The following is a 20,019-nucleotide window of genomic DNA, read 5'->3' as shown; positions in this document are numbered from 1 at the left end:
TTAATGATACAGTAGCATGAGTTCGGTAGAACTCCATTGGTAGAAAAACCGAGAACTACCGAACTTTTTCTTTCTAATAAGTGTTTTGTTTGATTTCGCCTAAACTTGACTCTACTTCAGTATTTGGAATTGGTCTGGCCCATTTTCTGTCCCCTTTTTTTAGTTCATAGGTTACAAGAGGTTCTCCATTCAACACCGTTGAACTGTTATAAGGATAAAACTCTCTTGACAGATTCACATCATCGTAATCTACTTCGTTCGTATTGTAACGTCTGTAATCGTACCATGTGAAAACAAATGGTCTTTCTATTCTTCTTTCCTTCATAATAAGTTTAACCGCTTCTTCTTGTGAATTGGCAGTCAACTCAACATACTTGTTCGAATCGATTCTCTTTATACGTAATTGCTCCAACACATTCATGGCATCCTGCCAATTGCCGGTTCTGGCCATGGCTTCGGCTTTTATCAAAATCATTTCAGAAGTGGTTGGTCCGGAAGGGATATTATACATTCCCATAGCAACGTATCCGGGATAACTGATTCCAGTTCGATCACGAGTATAGGAATAATTTTCCACAAAATTATACTTGTATCTTAAATCTGTATCCTTATCGTACAAGCCCATTAATGTTTGACTTGGGACATACCATGCGTAGCCGTGATAAGACACTCTGGCGTAATAGAATTCTTTGTATGAAAGAATATCCGAAGTGGTAAAATTATATGTATCAGGGTAATTTACCTCGACCTCTTCATTGTTCACAGTTACGGTTGACTCATAAAATGCCATTTCGCTATTGTAATCGAATAGTTCGGAATATTCACCTAAAGCGGCATTGGCATATTGCAAGGCTTTCGTATAGTTATTCACACTTAAATAATAGCGTGCAGCAAATGCTTTCGCCGCTGATGAATTTCCTCGCCAAGGTCTGAAAGTTCCTCCTTTTACAATTGTACTTTTCAACTTAAGGGCTTCCTCAAGGCAATTTTCAATCTCAATGTAAGTCTCTTCAAGAGTACTGCGTGCTATCGATTCCTCAAAAGAAACTGAATTCTTTAAGGATATTCCCAATTCATTCTTTGTTGATTCATCGTATGGCAAGCAAAAATTATTAACCAACAACCAATAACTGTATGCCTTAATTAAGTATGCTTCAGCTTTAAGTTCTGCCTTTTGCTCTTCCGATCCGGTTACAGCATCCAAATAATATAAAACCATATTGGCATAAAAGATTTTAGTATACTCACCACTCCAAAGGTATTCTCTTCCATCATAGGCTGTATTTTCCACATCCCATGTTGAAACCTGAGCGATTTCCATAGATCGGTATGCAGATCCATTGTATCCGTCATACAAAGATTTGGACACTTCCCAATCATCAGTACACAAAACAGCGTTTCGACTTCCATCTTGATAGAAATAAGAGTAATTCCCAAGTAAAGCATCCAGCTGTTCTATGGTCTCAAGTGGCAAGTTTGTTGACTTTGAAGGCGCCTCCTCCAAATATGAATCGCATCCCCAAAGGACGTTCATAACAAACAATATATATATGTATTTTTTCATTTGTTTATCATTTTATCAGTTAAAACCCAACATTAATTCCAAAAGTAAATTGAGCTTTGGGTTTATATGAACCCAAAGGATACTCCGGATCTTCGTTATACTTATTAGCATATATTGAAAACACATTATTAACCTGCGAATAAATTTTCACACTTTCCAAACCTGTTTTCTTTAAAAACTTAGAAGGAAGATTATAGGTTAAATTCACTTCCTGCATCCTCACATGATTAGCACTTTCTGTCAGGTAGGAAAAGGATTTCCAAAAACGATCCCAAAAATAGTAGCGGCTTTCATTATCGTTCTGAGGCAGTGGCATCATTTCATCCGAATCAGCATTTAACACCTCTGAGAATCTTGAATTTGGAATCAATTCGTTATAGTTGTATGAGGTTCTTCTAAACACATGCCCAAATTTACCTGTCATAATACAAGACAGATCAAAATCGTGAATTTTAAATCCAAATGAAAAGCCCATCACCCATGGAGCCACTGTTGTTCCCTGAGCATAAGCATAATTCATCACATCATCGGCAGGCCAGGTTCCAAACCCATACAATGTGCCATCTTTACCAATTATTTGTGGTTGCATATTTGGGTTTGTTTCTGTCCCCATATTATGCATGCCGGCATAATGACTGCCATAAATCGTATTGGCATTTTTACCTTCTACATAAGATGTGCTTGCAGTTGACCCATTCCAAGGCAACAAATCGGAGTGACCAAATTTGGCATTATAAAGTTTCGTTACTTTATTCTGGTTATACGATACATTTAAGTTGCCATAAAAAGCCAGCTTGTTTCCTGAGATTGGCAATCTGGTTCCAACTTCAATCTCAATTCCTTTATTGATCATGTCGGCCACATTCATCTTTTGCGATGCAACACCATTAACTGCAGGAATGGAAACACTTGCTACAAGATCTTTTGCTGATTTATGGTAGACATCCACTTTACCAAAGAACTTCCCTTTAAATAACGAATAATCAATCCCTAAGTCCAGAGTACCGGTTTTTTCCCATCGTAAAGTTGGATTTCCATAACTTGATATACGAGCATATGGCTCATTTGTGTAGATATTATTAGTCGGATACATACTTATTAAAGGCAAGAAAGAAGTAGAACGGTCAACATTTCCATTGTAACCATAGGTAGCACGCAATGCCAATCGATCTACCCACATCACATCCTTCAAAAAGTTCTCTTTTGAGATTTGCCAACCTCCCCCAATTGACCAAAAAGGTGAATAGCGATAAGCGGGATCATCAGTTATTAAATTTGAAGCATCCGTTCGAGCACTTCCCGAAATTGTATATTTGTCGTCATACGTATAAGCTGCATTAAAATAAGCAGACACGTATTTATCGGTCATATACCCAAATTGATGAATCTTATTTTTGTATATGCTTGTTTTGTATCCATACCAACTATAAATCGCCAAATTATTATTGGTATAACTGCCTAAACCATTAGGCAAAACGCCCACTGATAATTTATCATCATCATAGCCGTAAACTCTTGGTTCAGTAAATGTTTTGGTGACTTTTTTATTAAATTCCATACCTGCGATGGCATTGATCGCATGTTTTCCAAATGATCGATCAAAATTCAATTGATTTCGAAATGTTAAACTTCCGGTTTCATGCCTATTCTGATCCAGGAAATCACCATTGGGAATATTCTGGGTGAATGTATTATCTGCCCGGTTCCAATGAGTATAATAATCAATTTCATTTCTGACAGCATAAGTACCATCTCCTAAAATGTTTTTATTTGAATTATTAAAACTCTCATATTGAATTTGAGAATTAAATTTCAACCCCTCAAAAGGCTTAAAAATCAAAGCTCCCTGAAACCTTGTTTGAACTTCCTTATTTGTATAATCTGTATTTTCCAATTCTGTAATCGGATTATAAGTCAAATCAGAATAAGGAAAGCTTTCTTTCGGCCAATAACGATTAAAATTTGGCATATATATTCCTTTGTAAACAGGAAGACGATTACCCGATTCGTCCAATAGCATATCATAGGGAGCAATCTTCTTAATGTCTGCCAAAGAAGCATTGTTAGAAGATTGTCTATACCCATACATGGCTCCAAAATTAAAATCGAGCCATTCAAAAACGCGAGCACTATTTCGATAATTAATCAGAACTCTCTTTTTATCCCTACCTTTTAAATAAGACTGATTGCCCTCATACATGATGGACAGACTATTATTAAACTTCTCAGATGCAGAGGAAATTTCCAAGTTATGCTGATGAATAAAAGGATTTTTCATCAGATGGTCTTCTATCTGTTTTTGATTATTTTGTGAGGCATATTTATTAAGAATAGCATCAAGCTCTTCATCTGATAAATAGCCTAAATTATGCTCATTTAAAGCAACTTTCCCTGCTGTTAAATTAGCCGTAACCGACATTTCCTGGTCAATCACTTTCCCTGCCCCCCATTTACCAAAAGACATTTTGTCATAAGCAACAACATCTTCAGAAGAAGCTCTATTCAACAGATAATCGAGGTCAGGCTTAGGCGAAAATTTGACAAAAGAATTTATTGACACTTTTAATTCGCCTTTTTTCAGGTTCTTCCCACTTTTTGTAGTCACTACAATGACTCCATTTGCAGAACGAGCTCCCCAAATTGAAGCCGCCGAAGCATCTTTCAGAACAGTTACACTTTCTACATCATTGGGGTTAATAGATGAGAAATCCCCTTCAATGGCGAAACCATCTACCACAATCAGAGGTCTTGCGTTTGCAAACAAACTACTTTTACCACGAATCTCAAAAGTTGGATTTCCTTCTTCATCTACTGTGCCCTGAATTCCGGACACATTACCAATCAAACGAGTTCCTATATTCGTGCTAGGTTTGTCTATTTGTTCTTTAGACACCAAATTAAAACTACCTGTTGCCCTTTCTTTCGATATGGTCTGATACCCCGTAACAACGACCTCTCCCAAAGTCTCCGCATCTTCAAACAACACAATATTCAAAACCTTTTGTCCTTTATATTCGACTTCTTGGGATATCATCCCCACAAATGAAAAGACCAATACTGCATGATCATCTTCAAATTGTATGGTATAATTCCCATCAATATCAGTAGCCACCCCACTTGTTGTTCCTTTTACCACAACCGAAACACCTGGCAAAGTATTCCCATCGGCATCGGTTACGGTTCCTTTAAGCCCTCTCTTTTCCTGTTTACGATCTGTTACTTTAGGCTGATTACTTTTCTCAGCTTTAAATATCACAATCACTTCATCCTGCACTTTATAATCCAGATCCGTTCCTTCCAGCACATCGCCCAAAATTTCCTGCACACTTGTGTTTTCCACATTCATATTCACTCTGATATCAGGATTAATATCCTGTATCTTGTAAAGAATTCCGTAACCCGTTTGTACTTTGATATCTTCAAACACCTCAATTAAGGTCGCTTGCTTATATCGGGCTAAAGAAACCTCCTGTGAAAGTCCGTTAGCCAAAGCACTTAGGTTGAGTGCAAAAAACAGAATAATAAAATTCCTCATAAGCCAGTAGCTTTTCAGCCATTTCCCCCTCGTCGGAAGGAAGTGACAATTCCAGTTTTTTTTCATAAATTTGTAATGATTAAGGTTAAATTAAGAATACCGCATGTATTCTTTTAACTGCCCGAAAAGTGTTGTCGCATTTTTCGGGTTTTCTTTTTAGGTTCTATTATATTTTTTGGTTAACAGTTAATACATCTCCTTTTATTTCAAACTCAACATTAGATCCCAGTTCCAACAAGTTGAGAATGGTTGAAAAATCCTCAAAACGTTTCATTTCACCTGTAAAGCGTATATTTTGAATTGAAGGATTCTGGAAGAAAACCTTCACATTATACCAACGCGAAAGCTTTCGCATGATACTTCCCAGATCTTCGTCATTAAATTGGAATCGTCCATCTTTCCATCCGGTATACAAACTGGTCTTAACTGTTCGGAGCTCACCTTTCAGAGTACCCTTATTGTAAGCAACCTGCATATTAGGTTCCAGCATCATCTTTTCAACAATTCCACTTTCATTTTTCAGATGAACACCAACACTTCCCTCAACAAGCGTTGTTTGTGTTAATTCTTCATCGTCATAAGCCATCACATTAAACTCGGTACCATAAACCTTAACATCCATCCTATTGGTTTGTACAATAAAGGCATGTTCCTTATCCTTTGCCACATCGAAATAGGCCTCTCCTTTGAGATACACAATTCGATCTTTCCCAATAAATCTATCGGTGTATTTTAATTCGGAATCAGAGTTTAGCCAAACTTGCGTTCCATCGGACAACTGAAGTTGATACTCTCCGCCTTTAGGTACAAGCAAACGATGCCATTTTATTTTCATCTCGGCCAAGTGTTCACTGTCATAAGAGAGTTTATGGTCGCTGTTTTTTAACTGATCACCCTCTGTGGTTGTTATCAACCGATTCTGCTGATCTTCAAGATCTATTGTCTCGCCATTGGACAAAATCAAAGTTGCTTTCTGTGTGCCCGGAGTGATATTGTCTACCAAAACTTCTTCGTAAGTCTCCACCGAATCAATAGCATTATAAACCAAATAACCGCCTATGGCCAAAGGTAAAATCAGTACAGCTGCATAGCGTACAAACTCTTTAAACAGGGTTCTAACCTTTGTTTCCGATTTTAATTGTGGTTCCAATTTTTTCCAGGCTTGTTCCGAATCAATTTGATTGTATTCCTTTTTTTTGGAATCGAGATCCAAATCCTCACTTAGTCTTTCGTAGATAGACCTGTTTTGTTCGGATTCATTTTTCCAGGCGTTTAGAAAATCGGTTTCCGAAATACTCAAGAGATTGCTTTTCTCCTTGTAAATCAGTTTTGATATTTTGATATGTGCTTTGGTCGTGCTCATCATTTTAATTGGCTTTTGTACTTATAATACACCCGAGCCAAAGAAAAGGACAGTGAGGAATCATTTTTTTTCCTGAAAAAATCCGGAATTAAACCTTTAACATTCAGCTACTCTCTGAAAGTTAGGATTTTTAAGAGGATAAAACAAAGAAGAAACGAGGGGCATTACTGAAATAGAAAGTCAATAATTAACCTTCTTCTGAGGATGAAACTCTTTATGATGGGTATTTTATAAATCGAGAAGATAAGCCAATAAAGGCAACAGGAATAGTTGATTCTTTAGGCGTTCTCGCAAAATGCTTAAAGCCTGATTTTTGTGGTATTTTACGGTACTGGTTGATAAGTCGAGTTCTTCCGCAATTTGTGCATTCTTAGCCCCATTCATACTCAAAGCACAAACCTTTCGGGTTTGCTCGGGCAAACTTTCAATAGCCTGTATCAGCAAACGGTAGGTTTCCTCCTCAATCAAGTGATTCTTAAAAAAAAGCTCATTCGATTTATCTTGCAATATTTCTTTCTGATGAGCATTAATAACTTTTTGATGACGTAAATGATTCAGGGCTTTATTCTTCACACTCATGTACAAGAACGCTTTTATAGTTGAAGCATCCTCTATCGTACGTCTCTTTTCCCATAGTTTCACCAAAACCTCTTGCACCAAATCTTCAGCCAAATCATTGTCCTGCACATATTTTTTTGCAAAAATCAACAAGGCTTTATAAAACGTATCAAAAATACATTTGAAAGCTTGTCTGTCGCCTTTGCGAAATAAGTCAAAGTCTTGTGAGGTAAACATATTTGGGTTTAAGGGTCGATTAGAATGGCTTAAAGATATTTTTTTCGGACGATAATACAAAAGATTGGTGAATTCCATCAAAAATACTTCACTCTGTTTAGATGTATTGAATGAGGTGTTTTAATTATCGCAAGTCTGCTAATAAAGGTAAGAATACCAAAGGATGGCTTTTGCAAAAAAGAAAAAGGGCAGAATCCAAAAAGACGTTTTACATTTCATAAAACCTGATCCGACCAAAGAAGATGATACAAAAATAATAAACCTAACCATCAAACGCCTCTATACAGGACTCTGCCCTATCACCTACTAACTAAAAATTCTAATCCTAAAACAAGTCAAAATTGAAAGGGGGTGAGTCCATAGTTCGTTTTTTTTGAAAAAGGGCAAATTAAAAGGCCAGCCGTTTTAGCCCTTGCGTAATCAAATTGATGCCTTTTCAGAAAAGTGAACGTCAGATTTCACATCACTCATCATAAAAACAAGTCATTTTATCAGGAAAAAAAAAACACCCTCATCCGCTAACACACGAAACAAAGTTCGATAAAATCAATCCTTTCCTCTGGCTTTTATCTTTTTATTAAGGAACGCGATACAACCGAAACGAAGTGGAGCTCGCGAAGCTAATCAAGCGATAACGGAGGCAACCCAACTTATGCAAATCAATCCACTCTTTAGCTCAGAAACAAAAAATTAAAGAACGAATACTCAAAACTAGAATCCACTTCACTAACTAAAAAGAAAAGCTGCCCTTTCAAATAAAAGGACAGCTTTTATATGTTACAATCAGAGTAACTGATCGGACAGCTAGCTATTAAGATAAAAATTAATAGGTATGGTATAGTTCACACGAACAGGCTTGCCTCTTTGCTGACCCGGTTTCCACTTTGGCATGGCTTTAATAACACGAAGCGCTTCAGCATCGAGCAGAGAATGTACACCTCTTTGAATTCTAACATCAATAATATCCCCATTGATATCAACAACAAATCCAACATAAACCCGTCCTTGAATCTTCATTTTTCTTGCCTCTTCAGGATATTTCACATTCTGTGCCAGATATTTCAAAAGGGCATCAGTCCCCCCAGGGAATTCGGGCATGACCTCAACAACAAAAATAATTTGTTCTTCGTCCTCTTCTTCCTCTTCTTCAACAACCACAACTTCTCCATATTCAACCATATCAGCCTCGGAATCCATAATTTCCAATTCTTCATCTATAGACTCATCATTATCAATGATGTTCATAACATTGGCAACTTTAAGTGCTGGTGGTGGTGGATATACTCCCGGTTGGCTACTGAGGGGTGCTCCGCCTCCCCCAACGGCCATATTGCTAACACCCTTAGGAAGTGGTGTAGCTTGCTTTATGGACATTTGCTCACCTCCCTTATTAGACACAACAGAATCGATGGCAATAAAGGAGGTAAATTCAGTTAAAAGATTGTATTGCTTACTCAGACCAATAATTTCCTGTTTCGCCTCGTCGTTTCTATCCAAGTCGTGATAATCTGCCAACAAGCGAATTTTCTCCCGAGCCCATAAATACCTTAGGGCTTTCTCTTTGGATGAAGGCGTCTTGTTAATGCTTAGCTCACTTGCAAAAGCGGTATTCCCAAACAGCCCCTTAATACTTAGGCTTCCCTTCGCCTTTCCCTTATACTTACCTGTAATAATCAGCGGTCTTTCGGCAAAAAGATCAGGGATATGCTTGGGCAAAACATCATAAGCTTCAATACCCTTAAAATCGTAGGTGATATTGGTGAGCACAGGATTGGAAACATACTTGATAAACTTATCAGCCAGTTCACTACCTTCGGCCTTATTGACAGCAATAAAGGGCTCGCCATAACCAACATGTGCCATACCCTCGATAATCCCCCGGTTGACACTACTGCCAATCCCAAAAGAAAAGAAGTTGGCATTGCCCAGATGCTTGCGAATATAATCGTAGGTTTCTTTTTCAACTGACACATAACCATCCGTCAGGATCACAAAGGAACGGGAATAGTTCTCACTACCATTAAGGCTCATAGCCGTATTAAGTGCTTGAAGCAACTCCGTTCCACCCCAACCATGCTGATGATCTATAAAAGTAAGAGCCTTAAATATATTTTCTTCATTTACAGGCATCGATTTTTCAGCAAAAGTTTCAGAGCCACCTGCAAAAAGGACGATATTAAACAGATCTTTCTCATCAAGCTGTCCCAATAGCTTTCTCATAATCTGCTTTGATATATCCAAAGGAAATCCATTCATAGAACCTGAAATATCGATGATAAAAACGTATTCTCGTGCAGGAATTTCCTTTGCCAAAGGTCTTTGAGGCGGCTGCATCATAGCAAGAAAATAATTATCTCCATTGGGCTCGCTATAAGTAAGGATACCCGACTCAATGGCATGGCCTGCCAAGCGGTATTGCATAATGAAATCACGATTGCCCCCCTCAGGTTCATTAAGTTTTAAATTGGCTTGCGACTTACTTAAATAACTTAGCTTGTTTTTATGTGTTTCGCATCGTATTTCCTTAATGGGAACACCCGTTGAAAGCCCAACATTAATGTCAAGTGTGGACGTGGCTTTCACCCCTTCTTCCAGGAAAGGATTGTTGGTCCATTCTTCAGCAGCCTTGTTGCCTCTTTCGTCCCGGTTCACATAACGGGGACCAACCACGGTAGGGTAAACAAACTCGTAAACCTTGTCGGTAGGCACAAGCAATTCGGTATACGACATATCGACCTCCACGGTAGCACCAGGCAGAATATTAGCGACCTTCATCTTAAAAACGTTGGTTCGCTCCTGCTCAAGCAAGGACGAAGTTCTGCCCTCACGCTTGGCTTGATCATACATCTTACGAGCTTTCTTCTTCTCCTCAATCTTGGCGCGTATTTGCCTGTCATCCACCTGCATCAGCATATCATAAACCGCCGCACGAGTCGATGCAGGAAACACATAGATAGCCTCAATGGTAGTCTTTCCGGTATTGGTATACACCTGTTTCACATTTACATCGGCTATCACACCCGATATATCCACATCAACCTGGGTCGATTTCAAAGGCAGACTTGCCACTTCCCCTTCGTTAGTGAGGATCATAAAATAGGGTGATAAACTTTTGTCTTTTGATCTAATTTTCTGGTCTGCATAGGATGAAAACGCAACCAACAATCCAAATAAAATAGTACAAATTCTGATGTAAATGTTTCCTTTTGTCATAAATTCGGTGTTCGTTTGTATTGATTTTAATAGTATCTAAAATCAATATAGGCATATTAAACTTAAGTTAAATTTCAATTAAGATTATTTAACATAGACTACCTAGATACTAACCAGAACTTCTTTTGTTTAATGTTTTGTAGAACAGTGGAACACGATGAAACCGCCCGAAGGGAGCTCAGCGAAGCTAATCGTGCACCGGCGGTGGTGCTTATTAAAACAATGAGGTAAAATCTCTACTGCTTCCAATATGTAGAGATTAATTAAAGCTGATACATTTTCTGCTTTTGCTGAGCACGAGCTACAAGTTTGTGCTAGTGAGCATTTTTTTTCAAAACATTTATTTCGTTGTAAGTTTGTCTCTTTATCTCATGAAATCTGTTCCAAACTTTACTGTATTGTTTTAGAATGGTATCATCTTTATTAATTTCTTTCATAACCATATTGGCCTTATTTAAATAACTAATAAAGTTTCCCCAATCATATTGAGATGAACGACTATATCCTGTAGGACTTCCAGGATCAGGCAACCATTTTAAACGTCGTTTAGATCCTACATGAGTAAACCTCTTATATAAACGAGTTTCAAATAAAGAATCTGATGGAGTATATGCCTTTTTAGCAAAATGGGCACCTCTCCTAAAAGACCTTTTCATTGTTCTGTAGAATTTGGAAAAACCTGCAGTTTTAACGCGAACTTTCTGCCCGTCATACATAAAACCTAAATATTCTAGTTGCCTGTTATAATCAACGATATCATTTAACACAATACCTCCTTCAAATTTAGAATTTTGATTGAGTTCATAACGATAAATATTAGTTTTTTCCTTCTGTATATTAAGATTAGCTTTAACTTCTATTTCGTCTTTAATTAATTGATAAAAGTAATTTTCATCTTCACGATCACATACAATAATTAAATCATCACTATAACGCTGATAATAGGCATTTTTTGAGGGTTCACTTACGGCCTCATATACTCTCTCGTCAAAATCTAACATATAGATGTTTGCGAGTGTCGCACTAATAGGTGTACCTTGTGGAATCCCTTTTATTTCATCCTTACTGAGTGATTTTCTTATCAAACTTTTAAATGGTTTTTCAACTCTAATAAGATCTGTTGCTTCATCAAAAAACTCATCATTATTACAAAAAGCTACAACATTCTCATGTCGCATATTGTAAATTTTACTTACATGTTTTCGCTTAAGTTCTTTTTGAGATGTATCATGAGGTTTATAGCGTTCAATTATAAGTTTATCCTGAAAACGCTTGAACAATTCATTTTCATTAACATACTTCTTAGACACTAGATTCTTATAAACAGCATAATGATCATCTGGCAGACTATTGGTTTCTAGAATGTATTTCCATTGTTTATGTAATAAACGATGATCAAGATTATCAAAAAAAGAAGTAACGTCAGCAACAATTATCGAAAGCTTTCGATTTTTGTTCTTTTCTACGAAATCAATAGCTTCAAATGCAAATTCAATATTAGATTTGTTTCCACTCTTTCCATTATCTAATGGTATTTTCCTATACGCAACAGCTACTGAACCATATGGTTTATCTTCTAAATATTTTTCATATTCTTTTGTAAGTAAATGACTGTAGTAGCCATATATTATCGAATCTAAATGTGAGGGGAAATATATATGTCTTTGCTTTTTATCACCTATAGACCGTTGACGCTTTCCATTTCTATTTTTAGGTGCGTTTTTTGCTGGTCGGTACTTTCTTTGACTTAGAGTTCTATGAAGTAATGGCACGAATTTATGATTCGTTATTTTCTCAGGATTAGTCACATAACTCTTTATCCAAGCAAAATCTTTATGTCTAGTTAAAGGTCTGCCAATATGTGGGTACTTTTTAAATTTTAACCATTCATCTTCCATAATAATAAAAAATTAAAGCCGGTCGTGGCTTACCTATTGGCAGATACAATCCTGAAGTTGCTTCTTGCTTTCGCAATACACAACGCCACTCATTGATAGAATAAAGTTTGTAACTTTGCTAACACCAATAAATATAATAGTATCAACAATGACAGAACTTAAGATCCTTCCGATCACTCTTCTGCTCATGCAACTGATAGTCACAGGGGCTCAGATTTGTGAAATTGGAATTTCTCTTCACACGTCAGCCAAAGTCTGCGCGTGGAACACTAATGTGTACTTTTCATAAAACGTATCTGCCGGTTTTGTCCCGGCTATAATTTATAACAATCTTATCATAAATTATACCAAGACATTGTTACTAGCCAAAATTTCTTTAATTGAACTAACAACTGTCAGCTTGACATATATTAATTTATTTAGATCAAATCATCTCTGACATATAGTCTATTCCCTTTAAACTAACCAAACTATAATTATAGTTCAACCCTTAATTTTCAATTGCTACTGTTTATTAAAGTGGATCGAATTATACAAAAATTATTCACAAAGACTATGATATTCCATTATTAATAATGTCTCGAATAAAAAAACTATACTATATCACACTAACTAATCAACTTATATTTAATTCTTGTTTAACTTTAAGTTGCTTCAAACACCCTGGACAAAACCCACAAGCTATATTGGAAATATGACAAGAATGAGCCATTAATAACAAATCTATCGGCACCTTATATTTTTCTACTAATTCATGTGTATAGTATTCTAATGTTTCGCACTTAACAGCAATATTTCCCTCTTGATACGAAGACAATTCATTTATTATTTTATAAAACTTATCTGTCCCATCCTTATGAAATTTATCACTTTTCACAGATGCGAGGTGGATTTCTTTTATATCATCTTTAATGGCTCTCATTAAGGATAAGGTTACTAGTAATTGATTCCTATAAGGCCACCATTCATCAGATGGCGAATTATCAATTGACTTTCTATTTGCTAATATTCCACTCCCGAGTGAATTACAATCAACTCGTATAATTTTATGCTCTATCTCTAAAATCCTACATATTTTTTGAGAAATAAGTATCTCTCGATCAGAACATACTTGCCCATAATCAATTGTGTAGGCAATATCAGGCTTCAAAAAATATGCTAAACAAATAGAATCCATTCCACCAGATAATAATATAGCTTTCTTTATATGTTCCATATGGTATGATAAATTGCTGACGTTAAATCTCTATGAAAGACACAATTTGCTGGACTTAACATTAATAATGAATCCACATTCTCATTCTTATTATACCCTACTATCTTTTTTCCTTTTGACATTGCATATCCTAATTCAATCATTGTTCCAGAATCTAGTCCATCAATTATTGCAAAAACAATATCTGAAGTATCAATGCCAACTATATCGCTCTTTGCTATTTCTGTACTATCACCAATTCCAACATCATGATAAGGAGAAAAGACACGTATTCCCATGTCAATAAAGCAATCGCGAACTTTATCAATTAATATCAAGTTTGATAAAGAAAATATTGGACCTGCCAAATAAACTTGTTTATCTATAATCTCACTATGTTCTATTTTTAAATTCTTAAGCTGTTTCATGACATCACAACCTTTGAAGAGATTAGAATATGCTCCATATTCACAATAGATAGCCGTAATTTTCGAAGCTTTCTCAGCACATTTTTTAAGCTCATTTATTTGCCCCGATAACCAGTAGTATCCAAATACTGTGGTAAAAATATCACCCGATCCAATCTTAAATACATTTGATGATTTAAAAACTGGTATTTCATATTTTGTTGATTTACTTTCAAATAAAGTCGCCCCATATGGTCCATTTTTTATTATCAGAGCAAATACTTTTTCAGTGCAAAAAAAATGTTCTAAAATATCATCTAACTGTTCTTTTTTAGATAAAACCTTGGCCTCATTTAAGTTAACAATATAAACCAATTCTTTTGCATTACTTGAGTCATTAAACGAAATAGGAGCACAAGATGATTGAGGATCAAAAACTACTTTCTCTGCATCTATTTGGAAGTTGGAATCCAACATACCAAAACAAATAACATTCTTATCCTTAACTCTTACTAAATTTTTAGATTCATTAGAGTTAACTGAGGGGTAAATATTTGGATTATCTAAGAAAAAACTATATTTAAAAGTAAAAAGTACATCATTATCAATTACATTCGTTGATAGTTTATTATACACCTTACAATAATTACTTAAATGAGATTTAATAAAACTATTCCCTGAAGTATAAAAATTTATAGCATCATCTGTATTTTCAAGCAATAATTTAACTGCTCTTAAACCTGACCCATAAATTTCATTATGATTTGGTTCTATGCATAATTCTCTGTAAGTGCCTCCTACAACTGTTATCATTGAAAATTAGTTTTTATATGAAATCTTAACCTTATAGTTATAATTTGAGATACTTGTAATTTTAGCAGAATATTCATTCCCTTCAAGTATACAATCAATTAATTCCTGTAAATTTTCATGAATGATACTTCCAAGCACCTCACCATCATTATTTTCAATAACAACCTTCCCATTAAGAAGTCCTACATTAAAAATATGTCCAACAGAATATAGTTTTAATACTTCAAAATTCGCAGATGCAATTTCTGTAAATATTGAACCTGAGATACAATTAAATGTTTGTCTTTTAATTGGCATATAAGATCCTGATGAACCACTCATAACTTTTATATTTTTATTAATAATGTTCTAAATCAATCGAATCATATTTAAACACACATAACATGTCTTCCAAATTTATCAAATTTAAAAAGCAAACAATAAATTAAGTTAAGGTAAAGTGTGCTGTTAATATAAAATAGAATAAGTCCATATAATTATGGCTAACTAAAGAAGTTTATTTTGTGAATCTGAATAAGAATGCACCACCCCGTCGAACATCCCTAAGCTTAGGGACGAGAATCAAAGGAAAACTTGTTTATAGCAGTCCGAATTCTATGAATCAACCTATTGAGGAAAACAGCATTCAATATTTCATAATTATCGAATCATGTTTCATCCATTTACTACAATAAAGTCGTATTTTTGGGGTTTATATTAAGCCAGAAACAAATTAAACCAGATGAAACGCCCACCCGTCAAGCATTCTAAACTCATATACGAGAATGATTAGTTGCGAAGGGGCTGTTCCATCTAAAACAAATAGAAAAAATTATAAACCAATGAAACGATTCAGATTAATCCTTTTAAGCCTTAGTTTAACAGCGCTTTTCACCACCTCGTGTACTAAAGACGAAACGCAACCCAGTTTTGATGAGTCATTGATTATTGGGAAATGGAAGAGTGGCACCTTATTCGAAAGATACGACGCCGACCAATCGGGGGCTACCTGGGATACGGCCGATGATGTCACAGAGCCCGAAGCTCAGGAGTTTACCTGGACAATTACAAAAGATCAGTTGGAGCAAATTCACATCATTGTGAATGGCGGTCTAGTTCCTAAAAGATACACCATTACAGATTTAACGGAAACGACAATGAAATATGAAGACGATTTCGGAGTAACAAAATCATTCAGCAAACAATAGTCAAAATGCGGATATTAAAAAAAGTTGGAATCGCTTTACTGGGATTGTTTGTTCTATTGATAATAACAGCAGCCATAGGTATGTGGTATCTTTTTACGCCCGAAAAATTAAGCCCAATCGTCAATAAACAGGCAAAAACCTATTTGACCTGCCACACGACAATCGAAAAAATTGAACCCACTTTTTTTAGTAGCTATCCGTTTTTTGGGATTGAGCTTACGAATCTCTGTTTGACAGAGAAAACAAATGCTTCGAAAACGGATACGCTTCTTTACACCCCCAGGTGTTTTGCCTCGATAAATGTGATGTCCTACTTATGGAACGGCAACATCAAGCTGGATCCCTTTTTTGTTGAAAATGCCTATTTGAATTTCAAAATAGACTCTCATGGGCACTCCAATTTCGATATTTTAAAAAGCGATTCCGATTCTACTGAAGCTGATTCTGAGGCTTCGTCCTTGGGTGATATGGATATGAGTCATGTGGAATTTAAGAACTGTAATGCCAGGTATACCGATGCGTCAACATTCAGAAAGGCTGAAATTAGCAACCTGAATGCCAAGCTCGGTTTGCAATACAACAAGGCGAATCAGTCTTTGGCTTTGGATATGCAATTGAATCGCTTGCTGTTTACAACATCCGACTCAATGGCTCTTTATGTTCATGCCCGCAACTGTGATCTGAAGATGAAATCAAAGGCAAATGACCAAAACCTGTTCCATTCCGATGTAAAACTGCTTTGTCAGGGCATGACGATTTCTATGGCTGGTGATCCCCTTATATCAGAGATGAAACTGGATACCCATTTGCCTTTTAATGCCAAACTATCCGAAAACAGCTATAATTTTAAAGAGGGGAAACTCATTGTCAACAATGAGCATGAAGTCTTATTTAGTGGTTTGGTCAAGCTCCTTAAAAATTATGACTTGTCAACTGACATCAAATACTCGAGTAATACACTGAATCTTGAGAAACTCATCGCTCTGGTTCCTAAAGCCTATTCCGCCCCTCTAAACGATCTGACAGCTAAAGGCGATGCACAGGTTTCAGGATCAGTCAAAGGGCTTTTGTCTGACACGAGTCTGCCCCTTATCAATGCCAATATAAAATATGATAAGGGCGAAATTAAATACGCCGGCTATCCTACTGTGACGGACATTCAATTATCCATGTCGACCAAAGTGGATCTGAATAAAAATCAGAATTCGTCTCTGACCATAAACAGCAGTTCTGCCCAAATAGCGCAGAGCCGTGTTTCTGTAAAAGGGGAAATTTCAAACATGTTGGAAAGCCCGGTCTACGATATCTATTCGAAGGGTGATTTTAAATTAGCCGATTTCAAAGCATTTATCCCTAAAGATCAAAACATCAATGTTCGGGGTTTGCTTAATGGTAATCTGCATGCCCGATTCTCTCAGTCGGATTTGGATCAGGAGGCCTATCACCGTATTTTTTTAACAGGCGATTTCGATACCCGGGATTTTTATGCCAGTTATGCGGATAGTATCAAAGTGAAGCTGCCTTCTGCAAACATTAAGCTGAACCTACCCAGCCAAAACAGAGCTGACAAGAAACTTAAGTTTGCCAATATCAAACTTGATGCCCCCATATTTGATATCAGCATGTCGCCAACAATGGGTGCGGTAACGGAGAATCTCGAGCTTACTCTCGACATCAACCAACCGACAAAAGGCCTTTCTGCTCCCCTATCGTCCTGTCAGTTTAAATTTGGCAGCCTTTGTGCTACCCTCGACACCTTATCGCTTAGAGCCAGTCATGCCCAGGGACAATTGGACTATGCGCCGGAACTTAAAGCCAAACACGAGATTGCTCAGATTCGTTCTACACTGAATAGTCAGGAGATGATTATCGCCAGCAAAGACTCGACTCTGTTCGATGCCAAAGAGCTGTATGCCAAAACCAATTTGAAATACGACGACTCGCAAAATAATGTTATGCTGAAATGGCAGCCCGAGGTGGCCATCCGTTTCTCTGATGCCATTTACGACTTGGGAAAACAGCTGAAGGGGCAAATTCCAAACATAGCGTTTACGCTTAATCCCGACAGCATGCTGATTGAGAAAGCCGATTTGATTTTGGGGGATTCCGACTTTAGCCTTAGCGGCCAGCTAACCGACATTTCGAACTACCTTAAGGAGCAAGCCTTGCTTAAAGGGGAATTTAATTTGGTTTCTAAACACACCAATGTTTATGAACTGATGGATATTTTTAACGGTATGGGAAGTCAGGATACGAGCCTGGTGAGCAATGAGGCCCCTGCAGCCGAAGATGATCCTTTTATGGTTCCCAAAGGGGTTGAAATTCGATTAAATACCAGTATTGATCAGACCATCGTCAATGATAATATCATCGAAAACATTAAAGGAGGGCTAAGTGTTAAGGATGGGACCCTTGTTCTGGACCAAATGGGTTTTACAAGCAAGGCTGCCAATATGCAGTTGACGGCCATCTACCGTTCCGACAGAAAAAACCACCTTTTTAGCGGCATCGACTTTCATCTTTTAGATATTGATGTTGCTGAGCTTATTGAACTGATTCCTTCGGTTGACACCATCGTTCCCATGCTGAAATCATTCAAGGGGAAAGGCGAGTTCCATTTGGCCGGAGAAACCTATCTGAAGAGCGATTATTCTCTTAAACAATCTACCATTCGGGGGGCGGCGGCTTTTCAGGGACAGGAACTCACCCTGATGGATACCGAAACATTCGACATGATTGCCAATAAACTGATGTTTAAGAAAAAAACAGAGAATGTAATCGATAGCCTGAGTGTTGAGATGACGCTCTTTAAGGATGAAATTGATTTATACCCTTTCCTGATTGTGATGGACAATTATAAAGCTGTTATTTCAGGACGTCATACCATGGATAATCGCTTTAACTACCACATATCGGTCACCGATACGCCACTGCCCGTGAGATTAGGACTCAATATCAGCGGCAGCGTGGACGATTTGAAATATAAGCTTGTTCCTTGTCAGTATAAACATCTGTACAATCCGAAAAAACAAGGTGCACTGGAGGCGCAAACCTTACGTTTGAAGAAACTGATTTCAGAATCGCTTAAGGAGAATGTCAAACCAATTGAATAGATTATCACTCTTTTAAACTGAATCATAAAGTCTGCAAAACTCACAGAGGCTTGCAGACTTTTTTTTTCATATTCTGATATTAACATGTAGAGTTTAATCTTAAGTTTTTGCTTCGACTGAGCTTAGTATGATGAGCTATCTCACAAATTAAAAGGCCAGCTCTTTCGAAAAAAAGCCGGCCGATAACCTGTATTGGTTTGATCTATACTGATTTCAACTCCAAATTCTATTTCTAAACTTAGGTGAACAAAAAAAACACCTCTGTATTGCACTGCCCCCCAGAAAGTTATACACTAAGGAAACTTGGCGTTTTACAACTTCTTTTTTTTAATAACAACAAACATTAAAGAATCGTTCAACTTTTTGTTCATTTCCCGCCTTATCTTTCAGAAATAAAGTCAGACAATAATCCCCAACAATAGCATTCGCATCAACTTTAATGTAAAAGTCTAAAAGCTGAGTTTTCGAACCACTAATTATAGGTAAGGCATTACCATGAGCATCCTTTTGATGGTAGCTCGAGAATGCGTCAGCAAATTGATACGAATCAATGCCGCCTTTGGTAATCATCAAGCGGTACGAATCAAGCTCCTGATCATCTTGCAAAAAAGCTTTAATTTGCATATGCCCACCTCGTACAACTTCTAAACGTTCACCAGGACTATTCAATTCAATTTTGGGCGAAAGCTTATCGATATTCTGCTTAGGGATATTTACAAAACCAAATATCGGAAGCAAAACTAAAAGAAAAGCACTTTTTTTTAATGGGGTTAAGTGTTTCATAAATTAAAATTAGTGACTAACTATTTTATAAAAATCTAAAAATAAACAATCCCTTGCCTCACAAAAATGAAAACCTGGCATCTCTTTGTCCCGCTCCACGAAATGTTTGCTTTCCCTATATTAAAGGCTTGTAAAATTTGATAAAGAAAAAAA

At 36.7% G+C, this 20,019-nt stretch carries 12 protein-coding genes; 2 read left to right on the top strand and 10 right to left on the bottom strand.

The genetic code is table 11. From position 1 onward, the window contains the following. Positions 1 to 73: 73 nt before the first annotated feature. From EO244_RS12785 to EO244_RS12745, 9 genes are all read right to left on the bottom strand, one after another. Positions 74 to 1,564 carry a RagB/SusD family nutrient uptake outer membrane protein gene (locus tag EO244_RS12785; RefSeq protein ID WP_129255076.1) on the bottom strand — a complete coding sequence of 497 codons (1,491 nt, stop codon included), beginning with the start codon at positions 1,562 to 1,564 and terminating at the stop codon, positions 74 to 76. Between the two features lie 19 nt (positions 1,565 to 1,583). Continuing rightward, the gene (locus EO244_RS12780) at positions 1,584 to 5,099 is read right to left on the bottom strand and encodes a SusC/RagA family TonB-linked outer membrane protein (protein ID WP_164977493.1); all 3,516 of its coding nucleotides are present in this window, start codon (positions 5,097 to 5,099) and stop codon (positions 1,584 to 1,586) included. Positions 5,100 to 5,265: 166 nt separating this feature from the next. Next, entirely contained in the window at positions 5,266 to 6,465 is a 1,200-nt protein-coding gene (locus tag EO244_RS12775; protein WP_129255074.1) for a FecR family protein, read from the bottom strand. Positions 6,466 to 6,690: 225 nt separating this feature from the next. Continuing rightward, positions 6,691 to 7,257 (bottom strand): RNA polymerase sigma-70 factor, encoded by a 567-nt coding sequence (locus tag EO244_RS12770; RefSeq protein ID WP_164977492.1) that lies wholly within the window; start codon positions 7,255 to 7,257, stop codon positions 6,691 to 6,693. A gap of 804 nt (positions 7,258 to 8,061) precedes the next feature. Further along, entirely contained in the window at positions 8,062 to 10,470 is a 2,409-nt protein-coding gene (locus EO244_RS12765) for a TonB family protein (RefSeq protein ID WP_129255072.1), read from the bottom strand. Positions 10,471 to 10,784: 314 nt separating this feature from the next. Next, a complete protein-coding gene (locus EO244_RS12760; protein WP_129255071.1) occupies positions 10,785 to 12,368 on the bottom strand; it encodes a reverse transcriptase domain-containing protein in 1,584 nt (527 codons plus the stop codon). A 616-nt stretch (positions 12,369 to 12,984) separates the two neighbouring features. Further along, positions 12,985 to 13,584, bottom strand: coding sequence for a 7-cyano-7-deazaguanine synthase (locus EO244_RS12755; RefSeq protein ID WP_206734561.1), 600 nt, complete (start codon positions 13,582 to 13,584; stop codon positions 12,985 to 12,987). Beyond that, on the bottom strand, positions 13,572 to 14,783 hold the full coding sequence (locus EO244_RS12750) for a nucleoside 2-deoxyribosyltransferase (RefSeq protein ID WP_129255070.1): 1,212 nt from the start codon (positions 14,781 to 14,783) through the stop codon (positions 13,572 to 13,574). Before EO244_RS12750 ends, EO244_RS12755 begins: the two co-directional genes overlap by 13 nt. 6 nt (positions 14,784 to 14,789) lie before the next feature. Then, positions 14,790 to 15,104: a hypothetical protein gene (locus EO244_RS12745; RefSeq protein WP_129255069.1), complete on the bottom strand. Its 315-nt coding sequence runs from the start codon at positions 15,102 to 15,104 to the stop codon at positions 14,790 to 14,792. Between the two features lie 500 nt (positions 15,105 to 15,604). Here EO244_RS12745 and EO244_RS12740 point away from each other — a divergent pair, with 500 nt between their 5' ends. Both EO244_RS12740 and EO244_RS12735 read left to right on the top strand, forming a co-directional pair. Beyond that, positions 15,605 to 15,970, top strand: coding sequence for a lipocalin family protein (locus EO244_RS12740; RefSeq protein WP_164977491.1), 366 nt, complete (start codon positions 15,605 to 15,607; stop codon positions 15,968 to 15,970). A gap of 5 nt (positions 15,971 to 15,975) precedes the next feature. Beyond that, on the top strand, positions 15,976 to 19,083 hold the full coding sequence (locus EO244_RS12735) for an AsmA-like C-terminal region-containing protein (protein WP_129255067.1): 3,108 nt from the start codon (positions 15,976 to 15,978) through the stop codon (positions 19,081 to 19,083). 327 nt (positions 19,084 to 19,410) lie between these two features. On the opposite strand, the gene EO244_RS12730 is transcribed toward EO244_RS12735, so the two are convergent. After that, positions 19,411 to 19,866 carry a DUF4625 domain-containing protein gene (locus EO244_RS12730; protein ID WP_129255066.1) on the bottom strand — a complete coding sequence of 152 codons (456 nt, stop codon included), beginning with the start codon at positions 19,864 to 19,866 and terminating at the stop codon, positions 19,411 to 19,413. Positions 19,867 to 20,019: the final 153 nt, after the last annotated feature.

Origin of the sequence: Ancylomarina salipaludis, assembly GCF_004122035.1 — a bacterium.
Lineage (GTDB): Bacteria > Bacteroidota > Bacteroidia > Bacteroidales > Marinifilaceae > Ancylomarina > Ancylomarina salipaludis.
The sequence above is the reverse complement of the archived record's forward strand: the minus strand, read 5'-3'. Positions and strand labels throughout refer to the sequence as shown.